At 42.3% G+C, this 17,314-nt stretch carries 20 protein-coding genes; 12 read left to right on the top strand and 8 right to left on the bottom strand.

Going from position 1 to position 17,314, the window contains the following annotated elements:
• Positions 1–153 precede the first annotated feature (153 nt).
• The 5 genes from BBEV_RS10275 to BBEV_RS10255 all read left to right on the top strand — a co-directional run bounded on the left by BBEV_RS10275 (position 154) and on the right by BBEV_RS10255 (position 3,980).
• On the top strand, positions 154–1,200 hold the full coding sequence (locus tag BBEV_RS10275) for a LacI family DNA-binding transcriptional regulator (protein WP_069365395.1): 1,047 nt from the start codon (positions 154–156) through the stop codon (positions 1,198–1,200).
• A gap of 226 nt (positions 1,201–1,426) precedes the next feature.
• Positions 1,427–2,527 carry an AI-2E family transporter gene (locus BBEV_RS10270; RefSeq protein WP_232318152.1) on the top strand — a complete coding sequence of 367 codons (1,101 nt, stop codon included), beginning with the start codon at positions 1,427–1,429 and terminating at the stop codon, positions 2,525–2,527.
• 69 nt (positions 2,528–2,596) lie between these two features.
• On the top strand, positions 2,597–2,983 hold the full coding sequence (locus BBEV_RS10265; RefSeq protein ID WP_069365393.1) for a rhodanese-like domain-containing protein: 387 nt from the start codon (positions 2,597–2,599) through the stop codon (positions 2,981–2,983).
• A 132-nt stretch (positions 2,984–3,115) separates the two neighbouring features.
• Positions 3,116–3,388 carry a hypothetical protein gene (locus BBEV_RS10260; protein ID WP_069365392.1) on the top strand — a complete coding sequence of 91 codons (273 nt, stop codon included), beginning with the start codon at positions 3,116–3,118 and terminating at the stop codon, positions 3,386–3,388.
• 127 nt (positions 3,389–3,515) lie between these two features.
• Positions 3,516–3,980 carry a BsuPI-related putative proteinase inhibitor gene (locus BBEV_RS10255; protein ID WP_069365391.1) on the top strand — a complete coding sequence of 155 codons (465 nt, stop codon included), beginning with the start codon at positions 3,516–3,518 and terminating at the stop codon, positions 3,978–3,980.
• Between the two features lie 60 nt (positions 3,981–4,040).
• Here the strand turns inward: BBEV_RS10255 and BBEV_RS10250 are convergent, their stop codons facing one another.
• Both BBEV_RS10250 and BBEV_RS10245 read right to left on the bottom strand, forming a co-directional pair.
• A complete protein-coding gene (locus BBEV_RS10250; protein WP_069365390.1) occupies positions 4,041–6,755 on the bottom strand; it encodes a DEAD/DEAH box helicase in 2,715 nt (904 codons plus the stop codon).
• Between the two features lie 37 nt (positions 6,756–6,792).
• On the bottom strand, positions 6,793–7,569 hold the full coding sequence (locus BBEV_RS10245) for a hypothetical protein (protein ID WP_157100959.1): 777 nt from the start codon (positions 7,567–7,569) through the stop codon (positions 6,793–6,795).
• Between the two features lie 233 nt (positions 7,570–7,802).
• On the opposite strand from BBEV_RS10245, the gene BBEV_RS10240 reads away from it, so the two are divergent.
• From BBEV_RS10240 to BBEV_RS10230, 3 genes are all read left to right on the top strand, one after another.
• A complete protein-coding gene (locus tag BBEV_RS10240) occupies positions 7,803–8,072 on the top strand; it encodes a NifU N-terminal domain-containing protein (RefSeq protein WP_069365388.1) in 270 nt (89 codons plus the stop codon).
• 85 nt (positions 8,073–8,157) lie between these two features.
• Positions 8,158–8,886 carry an AzlC family ABC transporter permease gene (locus BBEV_RS10235; RefSeq protein ID WP_069365387.1) on the top strand — a complete coding sequence of 243 codons (729 nt, stop codon included), beginning with the start codon at positions 8,158–8,160 and terminating at the stop codon, positions 8,884–8,886.
• On the top strand, positions 8,868–9,191 hold the full coding sequence (locus tag BBEV_RS10230) for an AzlD domain-containing protein (protein ID WP_069365386.1): 324 nt from the start codon (positions 8,868–8,870) through the stop codon (positions 9,189–9,191). Before BBEV_RS10235 ends, BBEV_RS10230 begins: the two co-directional genes overlap by 19 nt.
• Here BBEV_RS10230 and BBEV_RS10225 read toward each other — a convergent pair.
• Together BBEV_RS10225 and BBEV_RS10220 are read right to left on the bottom strand one after the other, a co-directional pair.
• The gene (locus BBEV_RS10225) at positions 9,185–9,646 is read right to left on the bottom strand and encodes a GNAT family N-acetyltransferase (RefSeq protein WP_069365385.1); all 462 of its coding nucleotides are present in this window, start codon (positions 9,644–9,646) and stop codon (positions 9,185–9,187) included. The two genes, BBEV_RS10230 and BBEV_RS10225, sit on opposite strands and share 7 nt — an antisense overlap.
• 30 nt (positions 9,647–9,676) lie before the next feature.
• Complete coding sequence (locus BBEV_RS10220) at positions 9,677–10,489, bottom strand: Cof-type HAD-IIB family hydrolase (RefSeq protein WP_069365384.1); 813 nt, start codon at positions 10,487–10,489, stop codon at positions 9,677–9,679.
• Between the two features lie 205 nt (positions 10,490–10,694).
• Here BBEV_RS10220 and ctaG point away from each other — a divergent pair, with 205 nt between their 5' ends.
• Both ctaG and BBEV_RS10210 read left to right on the top strand, forming a co-directional pair.
• Complete coding sequence (gene ctaG, locus BBEV_RS10215) at positions 10,695–11,621, top strand: cytochrome c oxidase assembly factor CtaG (RefSeq protein WP_069365383.1); 927 nt, start codon at positions 10,695–10,697, stop codon at positions 11,619–11,621.
• A 121-nt stretch (positions 11,622–11,742) separates the two neighbouring features.
• Positions 11,743–12,369 (top strand): SCO family protein, encoded by a 627-nt coding sequence (locus tag BBEV_RS10210; protein WP_069365382.1) that lies wholly within the window; start codon positions 11,743–11,745, stop codon positions 12,367–12,369.
• 917 nt (positions 12,370–13,286) lie between these two features.
• Here the strand turns inward: BBEV_RS10210 and moaD are convergent.
• From moaD to BBEV_RS10190, 4 genes are read right to left on the bottom strand one after another with little or no spacing between them, the layout of a single operon-like run.
• A complete protein-coding gene (moaD, locus tag BBEV_RS10205; RefSeq protein WP_069365381.1) occupies positions 13,287–13,523 on the bottom strand; it encodes a molybdopterin converting factor subunit 1 in 237 nt (78 codons plus the stop codon).
• Positions 13,520–13,993 (bottom strand): molybdenum cofactor biosynthesis protein MoaE, encoded by a 474-nt coding sequence (locus BBEV_RS10200; protein WP_069365380.1) that lies wholly within the window; start codon positions 13,991–13,993, stop codon positions 13,520–13,522. The genes moaD and BBEV_RS10200 overlap by 4 nt, the downstream gene beginning before the upstream one ends.
• Positions 13,986–14,504, bottom strand: a complete 519-nt coding sequence (gene mobB / locus BBEV_RS10195; RefSeq protein ID WP_069365379.1) for a molybdopterin-guanine dinucleotide biosynthesis protein B — start codon at positions 14,502–14,504, stop codon at positions 13,986–13,988. Before mobB ends, BBEV_RS10200 begins: the two co-directional genes overlap by 8 nt.
• A complete protein-coding gene (locus BBEV_RS10190) occupies positions 14,501–15,796 on the bottom strand; it encodes a molybdopterin molybdotransferase MoeA (protein WP_069365378.1) in 1,296 nt (431 codons plus the stop codon). The genes mobB and BBEV_RS10190 overlap by 4 nt, the downstream gene beginning before the upstream one ends.
• 381 nt (positions 15,797–16,177) lie before the next feature.
• Between BBEV_RS10190 and BBEV_RS10185 the strand changes: the two genes are divergently transcribed.
• Together BBEV_RS10185 and BBEV_RS10180 are read left to right on the top strand one after the other, a co-directional pair.
• Positions 16,178–16,474, top strand: coding sequence for a HesB/YadR/YfhF family protein (locus BBEV_RS10185; RefSeq protein ID WP_069365377.1), 297 nt, complete (start codon positions 16,178–16,180; stop codon positions 16,472–16,474).
• A gap of 13 nt (positions 16,475–16,487) precedes the next feature.
• Entirely contained in the window at positions 16,488–17,198 is a 711-nt protein-coding gene (locus tag BBEV_RS10180) for a Crp/Fnr family transcriptional regulator (protein WP_198154982.1), read from the top strand.
• Positions 17,199–17,314 lie beyond the last annotated feature (116 nt).

Below are 17,314 nucleotides of genomic sequence, written 5' to 3'. Positions count from 1 at the left end.
GAGTATTGGCTCAAAGAGGGAGGAGATGGAGGGATTCCTCCATCTCCTTTGTGCATCATGACAGTTGATTCATATGCGGTATAGGCGTATTATTAAATGATAATAATTTTGTAAGAAATGTTCGATAAATGCTTGAAGGGAGAGTGTATGAGGATGACTGTAACGATCAAAGACGTGGCTAAAGCAGCAAATGTAGCCCCTTCTACGGTATCCCGTGTGATAGCCAATAGCCCAAGAATCAGTGAAAGAACAAAGGAAATTGTCCGTGGTGCCATGAAAGAACTGGGGTATCACCCGAATTTTAATGCGAGAAGTCTGGCGAATAAAAGCACAAATACTATCGGTATTGTCATGCCGAATTCTGCCAACAAGACGTTTCAGAATCCCTTTTTCCCTGAAGTAATCCGGGGGATCAGCTCGAAAGCTCACCAGGTGGAATATGGTTTGTATCTTTCCACAGGTCAGTCTGAAGACGAAATTTTTGAAGAAGTGCAGCATATGGTCCAGGGCAAACGGGTAGACGGAATTATTCTGTTGTACTCCAGGGTCGATGACAGGGTTATGAACTATCTCTATGAACAAAAGTTTCCCTTCACGGTCATCGGCCGTCCATATGATGTTCGAAAGCGGGAAATCACTTATGTGAATAATGATAATTATAAGGCCTCTAAAACGGTTACGGAATATTTACTCCTTCTGGGTCACAAAAATATTGCCTTCATCGGTGGAAACCTTGATTTCGTTGTTACTGTGGACCACATGGAGGGTTACCGGAAAGCACTTTACAATGCGGGTATCGAACTGAAAGATGACTACATTGTGTTCCATGAAGAGTTACAGGAAGGCGGACAGGAAGCGGTTATTGATTTGATGAGTCTTTCTGAACCTCCAACGGCTATGATTGTTGCAGATGATATTATGACATTTGGTGTCATGCGTATGCTTTCAGAAATGGAAATGCGGGTTCCTGATGATGTTTCCATTATCAGCTTCAATAATGTTATGATCTCAGAGTTGTCATCACCTCCAATGACGACAGTAGATATTCACATTTACAATTTGGGTTATGAAGCCTGTAATCTGCTGATTGATTTAATTCATCACCCGGATACTGGTGCAAAGCAGGTTTTGATTCCACATAAAATGATCAAGCGACAAACAACACAGAAAATCATTGGAAAGATTTCATCCAGTCAATGACGCCTCTGTCCTGAATATTTTCTCAGGGCAGTTTTTTCTTACCTTTAGAAATCTATAGTTCAATGAGCAACCTAAATGGCATGATAACCTACGGTTTTCGCGAGTATGAACTGGGCATAAACCCAAATATTTGATGATAAAAACAGATCTTAATAAATGGTCAATTATGGTATACTGAGAATCATATCAGTGAAAGCGGGTGTTTTGTGTGCTTCAATCCAAAGTAGTGAAAAATTTGTTGATCATCCTGTTACTGTTATTGATCGTCCTCGTGGGGACGCAAGTATCCTGGATTTTCACACCATTGCAGGTAGCTTTTCAAACAATGTTTTTACCGTTTCTGCTTGCAGGCGTATTGTTCTATCTGATCAGACCCGTAGTCAATCTGCTTGAAAAATATAAGGTTCCTCGAGTTGTATCCATTTTACTGATATACATAGCCGGCATTGGCCTTGTTACGTTTATTGTTTTTTTGATCGGACCTACATTGCAGCGCCAGACCATGAATCTTATTGATAATGCGCCCATGCTGTTTGAGGAAGTTCGGAAGGTAATTGTCAATTTGGAGAGTAATCAATGGATCGAAGATAACTTTCAGCCGACTGACAATTTTTCCATTGAGGATTTAACCGAAAATATTGCTGAAAATTTGTCGACAGCATTTGATTTCATCGGCAGCAACATAGCCGGTTTTATTGGAGCCGTTACGAGTTTTATATTGGTTATCGTTGTTTTACCATTCATCCTGTTTTTTCTCCTGAAGGACGGGGATAAGGCTCCCGATCAGGTGCTTAGATTTTTGCCTGAGAAGCAGCAGGTTGAAGGCCGACGGATTCTCAGTGATATGGATGACAAATTAAGTTCCTATATCCAAGGACAATTAATCGTCAGCCTGTTTGTCGGAACATTGATGTTCATTGCTTATCTGATTATTGGTGTTGATTACTCGTTAATATTGGCGCTGGTGGCGATGGTAACCAATGTTGTTCCATTTGTCGGGCCATGGATTGGTACCATTCCTGCTGTTATAGTGGCAGTGATTGATTCATGGGTATCGATGTTATGGGTTATCGTGGCGATCATCATCGTCCAACAGATTGAGAGTAACCTGATTTCACCAAATGTTATGGGCAAGAAATTAAAGGTTCATCCATTAACGATCATCGTTTTGATTCTTGTTGCTGGTCGGTTTGGCGGGTTAATCGGTTTGATTATTGCTGTTCCGCTTTATGCAGTCACAAAAGTCGTTGTTTCGCATACGTATCGTCTATTGCAACTTAGAAAGAAAGTGGATGAAGAATTGAATCATCCTGATTCACAAGAGTAGGGGTTTACTTTTTATACCCATTAGGGTATTATAGGTGTATAAAGAAAACAATACTACGAGGTGATAAACATGAGTTATGAAATGCAGGGTGTCAAACAGATATCCAACGATGAATTAAAAGAAGTGTTGAAGACAGTATCAAACGAGGCGATGGTGATTGATGTCAGAGAGCCTGAAGAATTTAATGCAGGCCACATTCCGGATATACATTTGCTTCCCATGCAGGAAATTCCTGAAATGATCGAGGGATTTGATCCTGAAAAAGAATATATTTTTATCTGCCGCAGTGGAAATCGTTCTCAGAATGTGGCAATGTACCTGAAGCAGCATGGGCTTTCAAATATTACAAATGTTGAAGGTGGCATGATGTTCTGGGATGGTGACGTGAATCGGGGGATTGAGAATCGCATACAATCGGTTGAAACGTTAAAACAGGCGGTTAATCAACAATTATGATATATGGACAGGGTGCGCAGCTATAATGCATCCTGTTTTTTATTTGAAAACTGCCCATTCAAGACCGAGTTTAGTATATAACTATACCGGCAATAGAAAAGCAAGTAGCAGATCTTGAAAAGGAGGCAGTAAATGATGAAAAAATCGATCGTTTCAAGTTTGCTGGTAGCAGGTGTTGCAGCAACAGCTTGTTTTCTTGGCAAAGACGAGAATCGTGTGAAAGTGAATCAGTTATTAAACGAGGGCCGGGCTAAATTACTGAATGAAACGGCGTCGGATTATAAATCATATCTTTATGAAAAAACAGGCCATCCTCATGAAGATGATTTGGAAGATCAGAATATGGTTGACGAAGGAGCGGTTTATGCTGTGCAGTATTATGATGAAAAATATAAACAAAAATAAATAAACCATAGAGCCGCTCTGACATATCAGAGCGGTTTTCTTTGCAAATTGATAAATTTACCATTTTTTCTGAGTGTTGAAACCTGGTTCAATTTTCAACGACAAAGTAATAAAGGGGGAACTGATGATGATTAAGGGGATGTGCGTACTGATCGGGCTGATATTAATTTCAGCAGGATGTGGCGAAGGAAATCAACTGAATGACAGTAATGAAGAATCTGGCGATCGTGAAGAACACGAAGACCAGGAAGAAATGAACGTGGATGTTCAGGCAGAAGAAATAGAGGGTGGACTTGAAATCATGATCACTCTTGATAATAAATCAGATCAGAGTAAAACAGTGACATTCATGTCGGGTCATCAATTTGATCTCAGGATTTCACGGCACGGCGAAATGCTCTATGATTTTGCGGAAGATATGATGTTTACTCAAGCCATTATCGAAGAGACGATTGAACCTGGGGAAGCGTTGATCTTCTCAGACACCTGGGGAGGCTATGAGGAAGATACCGGGGAGGTGACGATTCAGGTGAAAGTTTTGGCTGAAGAACTTGAGGAGGCCAATGCAACAGAGTCACTCACATATCCATAAAAAAGAAACAATACCCGCATGACGCTTATTGGGATGCTCCCTATAAGCATGTGGGTATTGTCATTTGTAGGTGAAAAGTTCTTTAATCGCTTGAAGGTCAAGATTCCACAGGGGAAGCGGGCGACCGCTCAATAAAGCTTCCTGGAGGTCACCTTTTTTTTCGATCAAGTCGTGGATTCTTTCTTCTATGGTCCCTTTTGCAGTTAACGTATGAATATCGACATCCTTTGTTTGACCGATCCGATGCACACGGTCTGTCGCTTGATTTTCAACGGCCGGGTTCCACCAGCGATCGAAATGGAGCACTGCTGATGCTTCCGTCAAATTTAAACCAAAGCCGCCGGCCCTGAGGGAGATAACGATATAGGGAATCTCCGGGTCTGTTTTGAATGAATGAATCATTTTTTTTCGGTTTGCTGCTGTGAGGCCGCCGTGAAGAAAAGGAATTTGATTTTTCCCACCATGGACAAGGTGATAATCCTGAAAGAGCTGACCAATATAGCGGAATTGTGTGAATATGATGGCTTTGCGATGCTCTGATTCCCAGGTTCGTAGAAGAGACTGGGCATAATCCCATTTTTGCGATCTTCCTGATTGAAATCGGCTATATCCTGACTCTTTTTTTAATTGAGCGGGATGATTGCAAATTTGTTTCAATTTCATCATGGTTTTGAATATCCTTACGCGTTGCTCTGATTCAGTGCCATCTTCGAGTGTATCCATCAATTCTTCGACGCAGGCTTTGTAGAGGGATTGCTGCTCAAATGACAGGCTGATGGTGTGGTGATGAATATTTCGTTGAGGTAACTGAAGATCATCCTGCACTTCTTCTTTGGTTCGTCTGAGTATAACTGGTCTGATCTGCTCTTTTAACGCATCTATGCCAAGGTTTTGAAGGGATTGTCCAAATTCATTCCGGTCTCCAAGATAGCCAGGGTTTAAGAGATTCAGAAGGCTCCAGATTTCATCAGGATGATTCTCGACAGGTGTACCACTTAGCGCTATGGCATGCCGGCTTGTCAATCGGCCTGCTGTTTTTCGCTGGCGGGTATGTATATTTTTAATTTTCTGAGCTTCATCATAAACAATTGCTGACCAGACATGATGAAGAAAAAGATCCTCATCTCTTACAGCAGTGGAGTAAGAAACAATGGTAAAGCCGGTTTTTTCTGCTTTGAAGAAAGCTGAGCGTCTTTTTGAAACAGGTCCCTGATGAAGAAGGATTGTGTGTTCAGGAAATGCTTCCGATAATTCCTGCTCCCAATGATGTAAAAGGGTTGACGGACAAAGAATTAAAAACGATGAATCGGGCTCCTCCTCTTGGACATGGTCAAAATAACTGATAACCTGTTTGGTTTTTCCAAGGCCCATGTCATCCGCCAACAACGCCCCGACGCTGATGGAGCGCATACTGAGAAGCCAGCGAACACCTTCGATCTGATAGTCTCTTAACACGGTTTTCCACTCAGATTTTAATTGGTTTGTCGTAACATGTTTTACCTGTGCGAATAAATCGTTCAGTTGAATTTGAAACGAATGCATATCTTCGTCGACTTCACTATGTTCTTGCTTCAAACCTTGAAAGAGCAAACTTTGTGTTGGATCAGGTATGGTATCAATATGATCAATCAGTTTCTTTGCGCTTTGTAAATCCCACACATACCAGGATTCGTTCAGTTGGATCAGTGATCGTTCTTCTGAAACAAATTTTCGGAATAGTCCTTCTTCAATTTCCTGATCATCGAGAAGCAACTTCCAGTCTGTACTGCTTGATACCCAGGATGATTGACGTTCAAGATCGGCTGAGGGGAGTGATAGTTTCACAGCAGGCGTTTGTGGACTGTGGATTGATCTTGGCAACCATACTTCAACACCAGCTGCTTTACACTCAGGAACTGTACATTGAATAAAATGTTCCGCTTCCAAAGAGGTTAATTCAACAGGTTCATTGGCTGTTGCAGAGAATTCAGTGTCTGAAGGTAAATGACAATTGACAAGTTCAAACTGGCAGTTCAGCCAATTCATGAGCTCAGAACGAAAAGGGTGTTCTCCAGTTAAAAAAGCATCGAGTGACACGCGTTTATCTGATTGAAGTTCATGAATCATGCCATGAATCAACCAGGTTTCATCCGATGATTGAGCAGGCTCATGGAGTATCAATTCCAACTGGAAGACTTCACTTTCCTGATCTCCCGCAATAATGTATTTGGCAAGTTCATAAAATGGGGGAGGGAGTGTTACGTTTTGTGTCTCGCCTTCACTGAGCTTGCTGGACCAGTGTTTAATGACTTCATGACCTGCGTACAAATGAAGCTGATCCAAGTGTATTTTCTGCTTTTCTTTAACCAGTGAGGCACTCATCAGTGCGTCTGTAATCCAGTGCGTCCATGGGGCATGCTCTTCTGATACTGTATGTTGTTTACGGTCTTTGAGATAATGAATGTATGCCGGGTAATCTTCGGGATCGCCAGTGAATGCCCATGAACCTTCTGGCGTTGGTATGAGATCACTCTCCCAAATAGAACGGATAACGTTAAACCAGCCCGAGAAGGAGAAATGAACATCCGGGTGTATAAAGGCGTTAAGTAATTGATTTATGGAAAGTCCGATTCCGTAACGGGTTTGATCCCAGCATTGATAGGGGATCACAGGCAACGAGAGACCATACCACGAATGTTTGTCGTATTTACATAGCAGCTGTTTTAACTGGAGCACATTTTCTTTTTCATGGGTTCTTTGAATATCTTCTGTATCTCCTGAAACGGGAACAATCATAAATTGAGGAGGCTGATGGTCAATATCGAATATAAGTTCAACGTGTATAATGGCGAATGACCTCCCTGAAACCTTTTAATTTTGAAAACCGATGATTCAAAACACTCAGTACCGATTGAAATTCTTCGTGATTCAAACAGCCATTCAATTGATCAAGGTAGAAAGCAGCCATAAGATAATGTTCCCTGGAGCGCATCTCCACATGCCATTCGATCGTATGAATGAGCAGCGGTGTGGCCATTTCCGGAGCCGTGATGATAAACGAATGCATGAACTGCTTCTCTTCTCGGGTTATCGTTGTTTGAGTCATCGTAAACTTATACCAAAGTGCTTCACCTTCTTTGAAAGCATGATGAAAATCGAGCAAAAGAAATAAGGTGCGTTTGGCACCGGTTTGATGAATTTGTTTTGACAAAGCGTGAATTGCTTTATCTTTCAGAAGCTGTTTCTGTTCTTCTGATAAAGTGACATAAAATGATTCATACCGTCCTTTATGAGGTCTGACCAGCCAATGGTTCAAAAAGGTTTCGGGGTTTTCAGATTGATTAAGCGCTGTGGTTTTGTTTTTCTCAGAGAGAACAGCAGTGTCAGTCAGATCGTTGAAAAGTTTTTCAAAACGTTTTTTTGATAATGCGAAAATCCCGGCGTGGAGCAAGGTTTTCTTCCAATGCTCTTTTTCAAGGTTGAGGAAACGAGGATCTTCATCGGAAAGCATTGAGCGAAGGTTAGTATACATTTGTTCATCACTTATTGCGTATTGTCCCCATGAAATGATGGTTTCAGTTGGCGTTAGGGGTAGTTTACGTTCTGTCATCTGCATCCCTCACCTTATTACGGTTAGCGTGTCGTTGCATTTTGATCTGCTTTTGGAAAGTTTACGTTTTCTGAAAGATTGAAGTACCAGTGTAACAAAGGCTGTCACTATTGACTTTGAGAAGTACGTCTTCTTTAATTGTATTAAAACATCGGAGTATTCACAATTTCTTTACCAAATGATTCATAGCATGTTAGTATTAAACGTAGATTGACTACTAGGAGGGATTCATGATGGCAATTGAAGTACGCGGCGAGCCTACACCAAATCCAAACGCAATGAAATTCACAGCAAATCAGGTTTTGTTTGAAGGATCTGGCAGTGCCTCGTTTAAAAAGAACGAAGAGACAGACCATCCCCTGGCGAAAGAACTGCTGGCTCTGGATGGCGTTGACAATATTTTCGGCTTTCAGGATTTTGTAACGGTCAACAAGGAGCCCGGTGCAGACTGGGATGCGTTGCTGCCTAAAATCCAGGAAGTTTTTGAGAAAGTCTACGAGTAAGTACATCTAATGGAATCGATTCATACTGTGCTTCCTCCGGCATGATCTGCCGGGGGAAGCCTTATGTATTGTGAGGAGACTAGTAATGACTGATGACATACATACAATCGAAATGCCGGCCGGCAGGACAGGTTTGCGCAGAGGCCTGGCAGAAGGCGTACCCATTGCAGTAGGATACATGCCGGTGGCTGTGGCATTTGGTCTTCTTGCTGGTACAACCGGTTTAACGCTGCTGGAGTCTTTCTTGATGAGCTTTCTGGTTTTTGCAGGCGCTGCACAGTACATGGCACTTTCGATGATCGCTTCGGGTTCAGGAATCGTGGCGATTATCATGGCAACATTCATCGTCAATGTCAGGCATTTGTTAATGAGTGCCTCCGTGGCATCGAGATTGGAGGAAACGCCGACTTTCGTGAAAGTGATCATGGCTTACTTTATGACTGATGAAGTTTTTGCCGTCTCCTCAACGGTGAAAGATCCCATTAAAGGCTCGCATGTCGCAGGCATTGGACTGGTTGCGTTTTTGAGCTGGACAGGGTTCACAGTGGCTGGGTATATGGCCGGCAGCGTCATTCCCGAAATTCTGCAAAACAGTCTTGGCTTTGCCCTTTATGCCCTATTTATCGCTTTGTTAATTCCATCAGTCAGAGATACCGGCAGAACGGCAGTTATATTGGCTGTGATGGGTGGTTTGTTCCACCTGCTATTCAGGATGGTCGTGGAAACCGGATGGGCAATTATGCTGGCAACGATACTGGCTGTTGTGAGTTATGAACTCATGGAAAGGATGATTCGATGGCGACACCAATCCTGACGGAGGAAATGTTCTGGCTGATCGTGGGGATGGGGCTGGTCACGTTTATCCCGAGGCTCCTTCCTTTGATCGCCTTGAAGACAGAGAATTGGCCGGACTGGTCGAAACGAATGCTCGCACGAGTTCCATTTGCCATACTGGGTGCGCTGATATTTCCAGGGATTCTTTATGTTGGCCCTACTGTCACCTGGGGGGTGGCTGGGGCAACTGTTGCAGCTTTCCTGGCCTATTTCAAGGCTCCTTTGATTGCAGTTGTTGCAGGTGCAATTGTTTTTCTCACGATTCTGGATGTCATCCTTTATTGATGAATGGCTCGACTGTAGCGTTTCGAAACGACATCGTAAAAGCCCAGTGAATTATATAATTTTTTGGTTGCTTCGTTGTTCATACCTGTTTCGAGCTCGATGGCTTTATAATTTTCTTTCTCCGCCCAGTGGAGCACACCTAGAAGAAGCTTTCTGGCAATGCCCTGTTTCCGGTGATCCTTTCGGACATAAAGTTCATTCAACCAGATATAGACACCGCCGTGATCGAGGCCGATATTCTTATTCAGAAAGACGGCCCCTGTGATTTGACCATCATTCATTTCGGCAATAAAGAACTCTGAATGTGAGCCCGGAACCAATGCCTGAATCACCGTTTCGTGCATCGTTTCTTTTGAGGTTTTTGTACTTAGTGTGTTGATTCGCTCCATCATGAGATCGGTTATGCTTTCGATCTCGTGAGTGGAGGCGGGCTTTTGTACATGTCTGATTTTCATTTTTTAGATACACCTCCTGTTGGCCTGTTATCAGGACAGGCCAAAATATTTTTCAAGATAAACTGAGATACCATCTTCTTCGTTTGTAAGCGTCATATCTTTTGCGATTGATTTCAGCTCGTCGATGCCATTCCCCATGGCGACGCCGGTCCCGGCGTATTCGATCATTTCGAGGTCATTGTCTTCATCTCCAAATGCAATAACTTGTTCCTGATCAATGGCAAAGTAATTTGCGATTTTTTTTAATCCAAAAGCTTTATGAACATCAGAACGGACCATTTCAAGTACATGCCAAGGAGCTCCCCAGGATCGTTGATTGACCTCATCACCGATCAGGTCTTTAAACTGAGACCTCGTCATTGCAAGATGCTCCGTAGCTGGATGAATGAGTATCGAGGTTGGATCTTCTCGCAGGAAATCATGCAATGGACCGGTACCCATTGGTTTTTGATTCATCGTGAAAGCATCTGCAAATCCGCGATCGGCATAACGTAAATAAAACTGATCTTTTACTTCAAACATGGTATTGATCACACCGATTTCTTCACAGGCATAGAGAATTTCTTTTGCAACTTTCCGTGGTAAAGGCGAGTGTAATGATCTGAACGATTCGGACTTGCCCGGATGGTGTATGAGTGCTCCGTTAAAATTGACCATCGGTGTATTCAGACGAAGTTCGTTGTAAAAAACTTTACTGGCGCGGTGCGGCCTGCCAGTGGCGATGACAACTTTATGCCCGTCTGAAATAAGATGCTCAAGTGTGTTCTTCGTGCGGGAAGAGATGGTTTTATCATCTTTTAAAAGGGTGCCATCAAGATCCAATGCGATGAGGTGTTTTTTCAATGTCAGTCACTCCCTTTTTTCGAGAAAGTAAAATAAATTACTTTATAGCTCTATTGTTATGAATTTAACTGTAGACATGTTATAAATGGAGTATACCATGAATGCAGTCAGCTGGATTTTAAACAGCTCTTTCTGTACAATACTTATTGAACCTGCATTCGTTGCAGTACTATTTTTTGAAATTTATCGATTGGGGCGATAAATCATGAGTCAGTTTTTAGAAACCTTTACGGCCAGAACCGTCTGGACGCCAGAACTTATTTTGGTTCTGGCTGTTATCAGTGTAATCTATTTGGCCCTTGGGCGTAAATATTATTACTGGTTTCCCGAAGGAAAACCGGTAGAAACAAGACGGATTATATATTTTCATCTGGGTCTTCTTGGCATTTATTTAGGATTTGGAGGCCCATTGTATGTGCTGGGACACATTATGCTGAGTATGCATATGCTAAGTATGGCTATTGTGTTTCTTGTGGCGCCACCATTGTTGTTAATTGGAATTCCGGCCTGGTTCTTCCGATTCTTTGCTCATTTTTCTGTTATCCATGGTGCTTTCAAAATCATTGGGTATCCGTTGATCGGGTTGATTCTGTTTAATGCGCTCTTTTCATTTTATCATTTACCTTTCACATTTGATTTTTTAATGACAAATGAAGGGATGCATAATGTTTATCAAATTGGCATGTTACTTGCCGCAATGCTGATGTGGTGGCACATCATACCGCGACTGGTCACCCGGTTTGACATGTCTGAGTTGAAGCGTATAGGTTATATGTTTGCGAGCGGTGTCCTTTTTACGCCTGCCTGTGTACTGATTATCTTTGCCGGTGATGCGATCTATGCTACATACACTGATCCTTCTGTATGGGCGATTGCCATGGCGTATTGCCTGCCACCAGGAGCGGATATACCGTTTGAAGTGTTCTCGGGGGAACAGTCATTAACACTATTAAACAATACGTATCATGACCAGCAGTTTGGTGGTGCAATGATGAAGATCATTCAAGAGCTTGCTTATGGCGTTGCAATGGGTTATACGTTCAGAATCTGGATGAAGCGTGACCGTGAAGAAACACCGAAATTGGAATTGAAAGAATTTGAAATGTATGAAACAAGCTTGCCAAAAGCTTGAAGTTGAATAACGATTGTTTAAATTCGTTAAAGGGTTAAAGTATAAGTGCAACTAAGGCTTCCGCCATTGGCTTGGCGGTTAGCCAATTTTTCTTTACAGGGGGAAGGGGAAATTAAAAATCATGGGTAGTTCGCTAAAATTCTTGTTTCTCTTTGGGAGTTTGATTTTGATAAGTGGATGCAGTTTTCTTTACGAGGATGTAAGTGAATCCGGGCAGGCTGAAACCATAATTGATGTAACAACTTCAGAAACGCCATGGGAGATGGTTTCTTTCGAAGCGGTGAATCAAGATGGCGAAGATCGTTCTGATGCTTATTATGAAGGAGAATGGTGGATTGCAAAGACGATTTTCACCAGATGCCCGACGGTATGCATGGTTATGACACCGAATATGGTCAGTCTTCAAGAAGAATTGGATAATCAGGAAACAGATTTGCAAATTGTATCATTCACAGTTGATCCAGAGTTTGATGATCCTGATCAATTGACTGAATATGGCGAATCGTACGGTGCTGATTTTTCAAATTGGGATTTCCTTACTGGATACGATGATGAAATGATCAGAGATCTGGTTTTGGAATCATTTAAAGCACAAGTTATGGAGCTTCCTGAGCAAAGTGATATTATGCATCCAGTCAGGTTTTATCTGATCAATCCAGAAGGACAAATCGTCAGAATGTATACTGGCGAGTCCAATTTCGATCTAGATGCAACGGTTGAAGATATTCAGCAGATGTTAGATGAATGATAATCAGCCCATTTTGATCGTACTTCAAAAGCATTTTTACGTTTGCTGAAAGAATGAAGAATGAGCGTATCTAAGAGGATGGAAAAAAGTCAAACTTTTTTGGGATCACATCAATATCTGAATTATTTTCCGGATTTTTAATACCTTATCGTCAAACACTTCGCTTTCCTTGGGGCAAGGCTTCTGCTCCTGTGCCATGCTCGTCGCATGAAGAGCTTTACTAACTGCTGGAAAAGCACCTGCGCTGGATTTTCAGCTCTTGTTTTGCACCTGAAGGTACCTGGGCAACATCAACTCGCGCCTGGCAGTGTCTATATTCGCGACAGCCATCTGGCGTTCGATTGACACGTAAATTAAATTCTTTTTTAAACATTCGTGTTTTCAGTCAGACTAAATCTTTTTGTCTCAGCCTCACCTTTTTTAAAACCATGCCTCTCTTATCGTTTATTGCATTCGCTATAGGTGGACGCATGCCCAGGAGCTAGCCCCTAACTAGTGACCGCTTCGCAAAAGTGGTCTTTCGGACTCCGGCGTCTGTCGCTGATTCATTCCCATTCCCAGAAATAAGCTTTAGCAGAGAGATGCTCATGCTAAATGACTTGGGATCAATCCAAATTAAGAGTCAACTTATTTTCAGGGGCAGCTCATAACAAAGAGCGGAGAAGGATTTCCTTCTCCGCTCTTTGTATTCCGTTCAAATGATTGGGGGTCATAATGAACTGAATTCGTGCATTGTTTTGGGTTTGTCACGCTGTCATCCAAATCGTCCTGATCTTGGGGAAATCAGGAACGGATAAAATGGGTTCTATCCTGTAAAGGAGGTTAGCTGACACCATAAAGTATACGTGATTCAGAAATGAATTTCTGTGATTTTGCTCACCTCAGCACGTAACATCACGTGAAACTTTTGTGAACAATCAGCCACCACTGACGGGTGGAATAAATGCAATGATGTCGTCAGCATGAACCAATGTGGATTCCTCGGCATAGTCTTCATTGACAGCAGCCATAGCTCTGTCGATACCAGCAGCATCAGGGTAGTTATCCTTTACCCAATCACGGATTGCCGCAACGCTCATCTCATTACTGTTAAGTTCGAGTTCTCTCTTGCCGGCCCGTTCTTCAAGTTCTGCAAACAATAATACTCGAATCATGTTGTAAAGTCCTCCTTTTCAGGTTTTCCTGAAGGATAGGCTTTGTTTTCAAGTTGATCACCGATCCATTCAGAACCATCTTCCCAATGTTCTTTTTTCCAGATAGGTACAATTTCTTTGATTCGTTCAATCGCATATCGACTGGTCTTAAAAGCATCGTTGCGGTGAGGAGTGCTCACCGCAATCACGACTGCGATATCTTTAATGTTTAACGAACCAATGCGATGAGTGATGGCTACTTTTGCATCCGGATAATCCGCCTGAATTTCCTCACCGATTTGTGCGAGTTTTTTTTCGGCCATTGGAATATAAGCATCATACTTTAAATACAAGGTTTTTTTCCCTTTAGTCATTTCTCTGACAGTTCCGATAAAGGTGTTGATGGCACCGGCATTTGCATCTTCGACCTTGGCTGTAATATCAGTGATCGAGATCGGTTCTGTGGTAATTTCAAAAAGTTTGTCACTCATTTTTATCATCCTTTGCGATTTCTGTCAAAAACCAGTCATAATAGGAATACAATTGATTCTTCGAGAAGGTTGCGACGTTATCATGGCTGATTAATTCAGGACAGATGATTGCTCTCACTTCAGGGTATTCCAGCAGTTGTTCGATATCATCAGTGTCTCGCATCACAAACGTTTTTGGAAATTCTGCTTTTTTAAACCCTTCGATAAGAATGATATCGAATTGAAATGGAATGTACAATGCAATCAACTGATGTAAGGAGAATTCCTCCTTCATGTGATGTGCAATCAACTGTAATTCACCACCAGCACTGGATACAATGGAGGCTTCGGCACCGGCTTCCCGATGCTTTGTGGCATCTTTTTGTTTTGCTTCACCGACGAGAGGATCTGAGTGCCCATGATGTTTAATGGTTCCAACGCGGTATCCATTTTTTTTTAAAAAGGATACCAACCCGGTCATTATCGTGGTTTTTCCTGAATTGCTGAATCCGCTGATCTGATGAATGATCATTTAGCGATATCTTTCCGTTTCAAAGGATCTTTGAATGGGATTTGGCTGCCTTCAGCCTCGAGAAGAAGAATATCCACTTCATCACCGGTTTTATAGCCTCTCGATCCGCCAGGGACTGCAACCAGACAATCTGAATAGGCAAGGGAGGTAACCACTTGTGATTTATCCATCCCGATCGGTTCGGCATATAATCGGTTGCCTTCGTAAATCACTTTGCTTCTAATGAATCGGGTGAAAGGATTGGGTTTCGGGAAATCAACAGTCAATGTCCCTCTCACGGTTTGCAGGTAAGGCTTTTCTGAATGGAGAAAGGTACGGATCCAGGGCCTTGCGTATAATTCAAATCCGACAAAGCATGCAGATGGGTTACCGGAAAGCCCAAACAACAACTTCCCTCCTGATTCAGCTACGGTGGTCACACTGCCTGGTCGCATGGCAATTTTATTAAACAGCACTTCTGCACCGAGTTTGTTGTAAATTTCCGGGAGAAAATCAAAATCACCTACAGAAACGCCACCGGTTGTTATTAGTGCATCCACATCCTGAAGTGCCTCTGAAATCGCATCGTAGCATAAGTCGAATTCGTCCATGAGTTTACCGAAGTAAAGGGCTTCACCACCAGCTTTTTGAACCTGTGAAATCATCATGTAGGCATTGCTGTTCCGGATTTTTCCCGGTTGAAGTGGCTCATGGATATCGAGCAATTCGGTTCCTGTTGCAAAAATACCGATTTTGGGCTTTTTGATGACAGGAACATATTCATAGCCAAAGGTGGCCAGGACTGCGACTACACCAGCCGTTACCCGTGTTCCTTTTTTGATGACGACTTCATGTTTGGCGGTTTCTTCGCCTTGTTTTGAAACGAAATCCCCCGCTTTAAACGGGCGTTTAATGGTTATATAATCATTTTCATTTTCCTGGTATTCATGTGCCAATTCAAACATGACAACGGCATCACAGGCAGGAGGTATGATCGTTCCTGTCATGACTCTGACGGCTTGTCCTTCTTTCAACGTGCCCTCAAATTGATGACCTGCTCCAACCGTCGCAACGATCTCCAATGTCACAGGGTGATCTTTAGAAGCTTGAGAGGTGTCCGCACTCTGAATCGCAAACCCGTCGAGTGGTGAACGATCAAACGGAGGCACCGGGTGATCGGCCACAATATCTTCTGCCAGATAGCGGCCGTCTGCCTCTGACACATGCACGCGTTCATCTTTTCCGTATTGGCAATGCTGCATGACACGTTCAACGGCCTCCATGACTTTTATTGATTCTCGTTCTTCAAACATACTATCGACATCCTTCCTGGGTGTTGCGGTTAACAACTGTTTCCATTATAACAAATCAGTGCATGATTAAGTAGCGAATAAAGTATGAAAACAATTATTCCCATTCGAATCTGATCGATTCTGGTGTATAATGGGAGTATAAGTTTTTTGAAACTCTGTCTTTTCAGTAACCTTTCTCAGTTAAGCTTGAATCTTATGCTTATAATGGGCTGAGGGGAATAGGTCAACGCATCACAATCGTTTGACAGAAGGTATGCTTCACTACTTTAATTGTTCAAAAATATCTCAAGTTCTCAGTTCAATGCGGTATTTATCATATCTGATCGCAAATGTCATCGTTTCATTCGGGTTCTTGAATAATCTGTTTATGGAGGAATTTTTATGAATATGACGATCACGAAAGAAGCGGCATCCTGGTTTAAAGAAGAGCTGGATATCCATGAAGGAGACGAAGTGCAACTTTTTGTCCGTTACGGTGGGGATGCAAATTTCCAGAGAGGATTTTCATTGGGTGTTGCTGTCAAACCCCGTGAGGAACCAGGGATTGAAAAAAAGGTAGACGGTATCGTGTTTTATATAGAGAAAAAAGATCTGTGGTACCTCGACGGCGAAGATTTCGAGATCATGTACGATTCGGAAAAAGAAGAAATTGCATTTTTGCATGGTAAAGCTGATTGAAAGGAGTGTCCTTGTGAAGCAATTCTTGAAAACATCGCTAAGTTTTCTGGACTATTTGCACCCACAGACTAAAAACCTTCTTCTCACCGCCGGAACAGAGGTGCAATACGAAACTGGTAAACAGCTGTATGAAGAAGGTATGACGGCAGAAACTATGTTTTTAATTATCCGTGGTCAAGTGAAGTTGAGTAAACTAACGGCAGACGGGAAACTGTTTACTTTATTTTTGAAGCAGGACGGCGAACTCATAGGAGAGGGGACATTACTTGAAGATGATGTGGCCACATTAACTGCGGAGGCTGTTACAAATACAATTGTGCGAAAAATTCCCGTGAATGAAATACGCCAATTGTTCATCACACATCCCGATTTTTCTCGTCATTTAATGAGCTGGTATGCAATTCAGACGCAGTCCTCTCAAGCGAAATTCAGGGATTTAATGATGAGTGGGAAGCAGGGCGCGTTATATTCAACGTTAATTCGACTGGCTAATTCATATGGAAAAGAGACCGATAGGGGCATCATCATCAGAACACCCTTGACACATCAGGATCTTGCTACTTATTCAGGCTCTACAAGGGAAAACATTAATCGCATGATGAGTGATTTAAAGGACTCAGGGATTTTGACCATGGTCAGTGGTCAGATTATGATTTACGATCTGGAGAAATTGAAGCAATTCATGCAGTGCTGGAGTTGTCCAATTGAAATTTGCACCATGTAAAAAGCAATTCGATAGGTGAAAATACGGTGAGCATGCTGTGCTCACCGTTTTATTTTGAAGAGTTTTTGGGTGGAATTATGATAAATAAATCTTTCACGATCGGTTTTCTGGATTTC

Source organism: Salisediminibacterium beveridgei, from assembly GCF_001721685.1.
GTDB classification, from domain to species: domain Bacteria; phylum Bacillota; class Bacilli; order Bacillales; family Salisediminibacteriaceae; genus Salisediminibacterium; species Salisediminibacterium beveridgei.
This window is presented reverse-complemented; position numbering and strand designations above follow the sequence as displayed.

Coding starts and splice junctions, on each gene's coding strand:
- BBEV_RS10275 (WP_069365395.1), top strand. CDS start 154: ATGACTGTAACGATCAAAGACGTGGCTAAAGCAGCAAATGTAGCCCCT.
- BBEV_RS10265 (WP_069365393.1), top strand. CDS start 2,597: ATGAGTTATGAAATGCAGGGTGTCAAACAGATATCCAACGATGAATTA.
- BBEV_RS10260 (WP_069365392.1), top strand. CDS start 3,116: ATGATGAAAAAATCGATCGTTTCAAGTTTGCTGGTAGCAGGTGTTGCA.
- BBEV_RS10255 (WP_069365391.1), top strand. CDS start 3,516: ATGATTAAGGGGATGTGCGTACTGATCGGGCTGATATTAATTTCAGCA.
- BBEV_RS10250 (WP_069365390.1), bottom strand. CDS start 6,755: ATGATTGTTCCCGTTTCAGGAGATACAGAAGATATTCAAAGAACCCAT.
- BBEV_RS10245 (WP_157100959.1), bottom strand. CDS start 7,569: ATGACAGAACGTAAACTACCCCTAACGCCAACTGAAACCATCATTTCA.
- BBEV_RS10240 (WP_069365388.1), top strand. CDS start 7,803: ATGGCAATTGAAGTACGCGGCGAGCCTACACCAAATCCAAACGCAATG.
- BBEV_RS10235 (WP_069365387.1), top strand. CDS start 8,158: ATGACTGATGACATACATACAATCGAAATGCCGGCCGGCAGGACAGGT.
- BBEV_RS10230 (WP_069365386.1), top strand. CDS start 8,868: ATGGCGACACCAATCCTGACGGAGGAAATGTTCTGGCTGATCGTGGGG.
- BBEV_RS10225 (WP_069365385.1), bottom strand. CDS start 9,646: ATGAAAATCAGACATGTACAAAAGCCCGCCTCCACTCACGAGATCGAA.
- ctaG (WP_069365383.1), top strand. CDS start 10,695: ATGAGTCAGTTTTTAGAAACCTTTACGGCCAGAACCGTCTGGACGCCA.
- BBEV_RS10210 (WP_069365382.1), top strand. CDS start 11,743: ATGGGTAGTTCGCTAAAATTCTTGTTTCTCTTTGGGAGTTTGATTTTG.
- moaD (WP_069365381.1), bottom strand. CDS start 13,523: ATGATTCGAGTATTATTGTTTGCAGAACTTGAAGAACGGGCCGGCAAG.
- BBEV_RS10200 (WP_069365380.1), bottom strand. CDS start 13,993: ATGAGTGACAAACTTTTTGAAATTACCACAGAACCGATCTCGATCACT.
- mobB (WP_069365379.1), bottom strand. CDS start 14,504: ATGATCATTCATCAGATCAGCGGATTCAGCAATTCAGGAAAAACCACG.
- BBEV_RS10190 (WP_069365378.1), bottom strand. CDS start 15,796: ATGTTTGAAGAACGAGAATCAATAAAAGTCATGGAGGCCGTTGAACGT.
- BBEV_RS10185 (WP_069365377.1), top strand. CDS start 16,178: ATGAATATGACGATCACGAAAGAAGCGGCATCCTGGTTTAAAGAAGAG.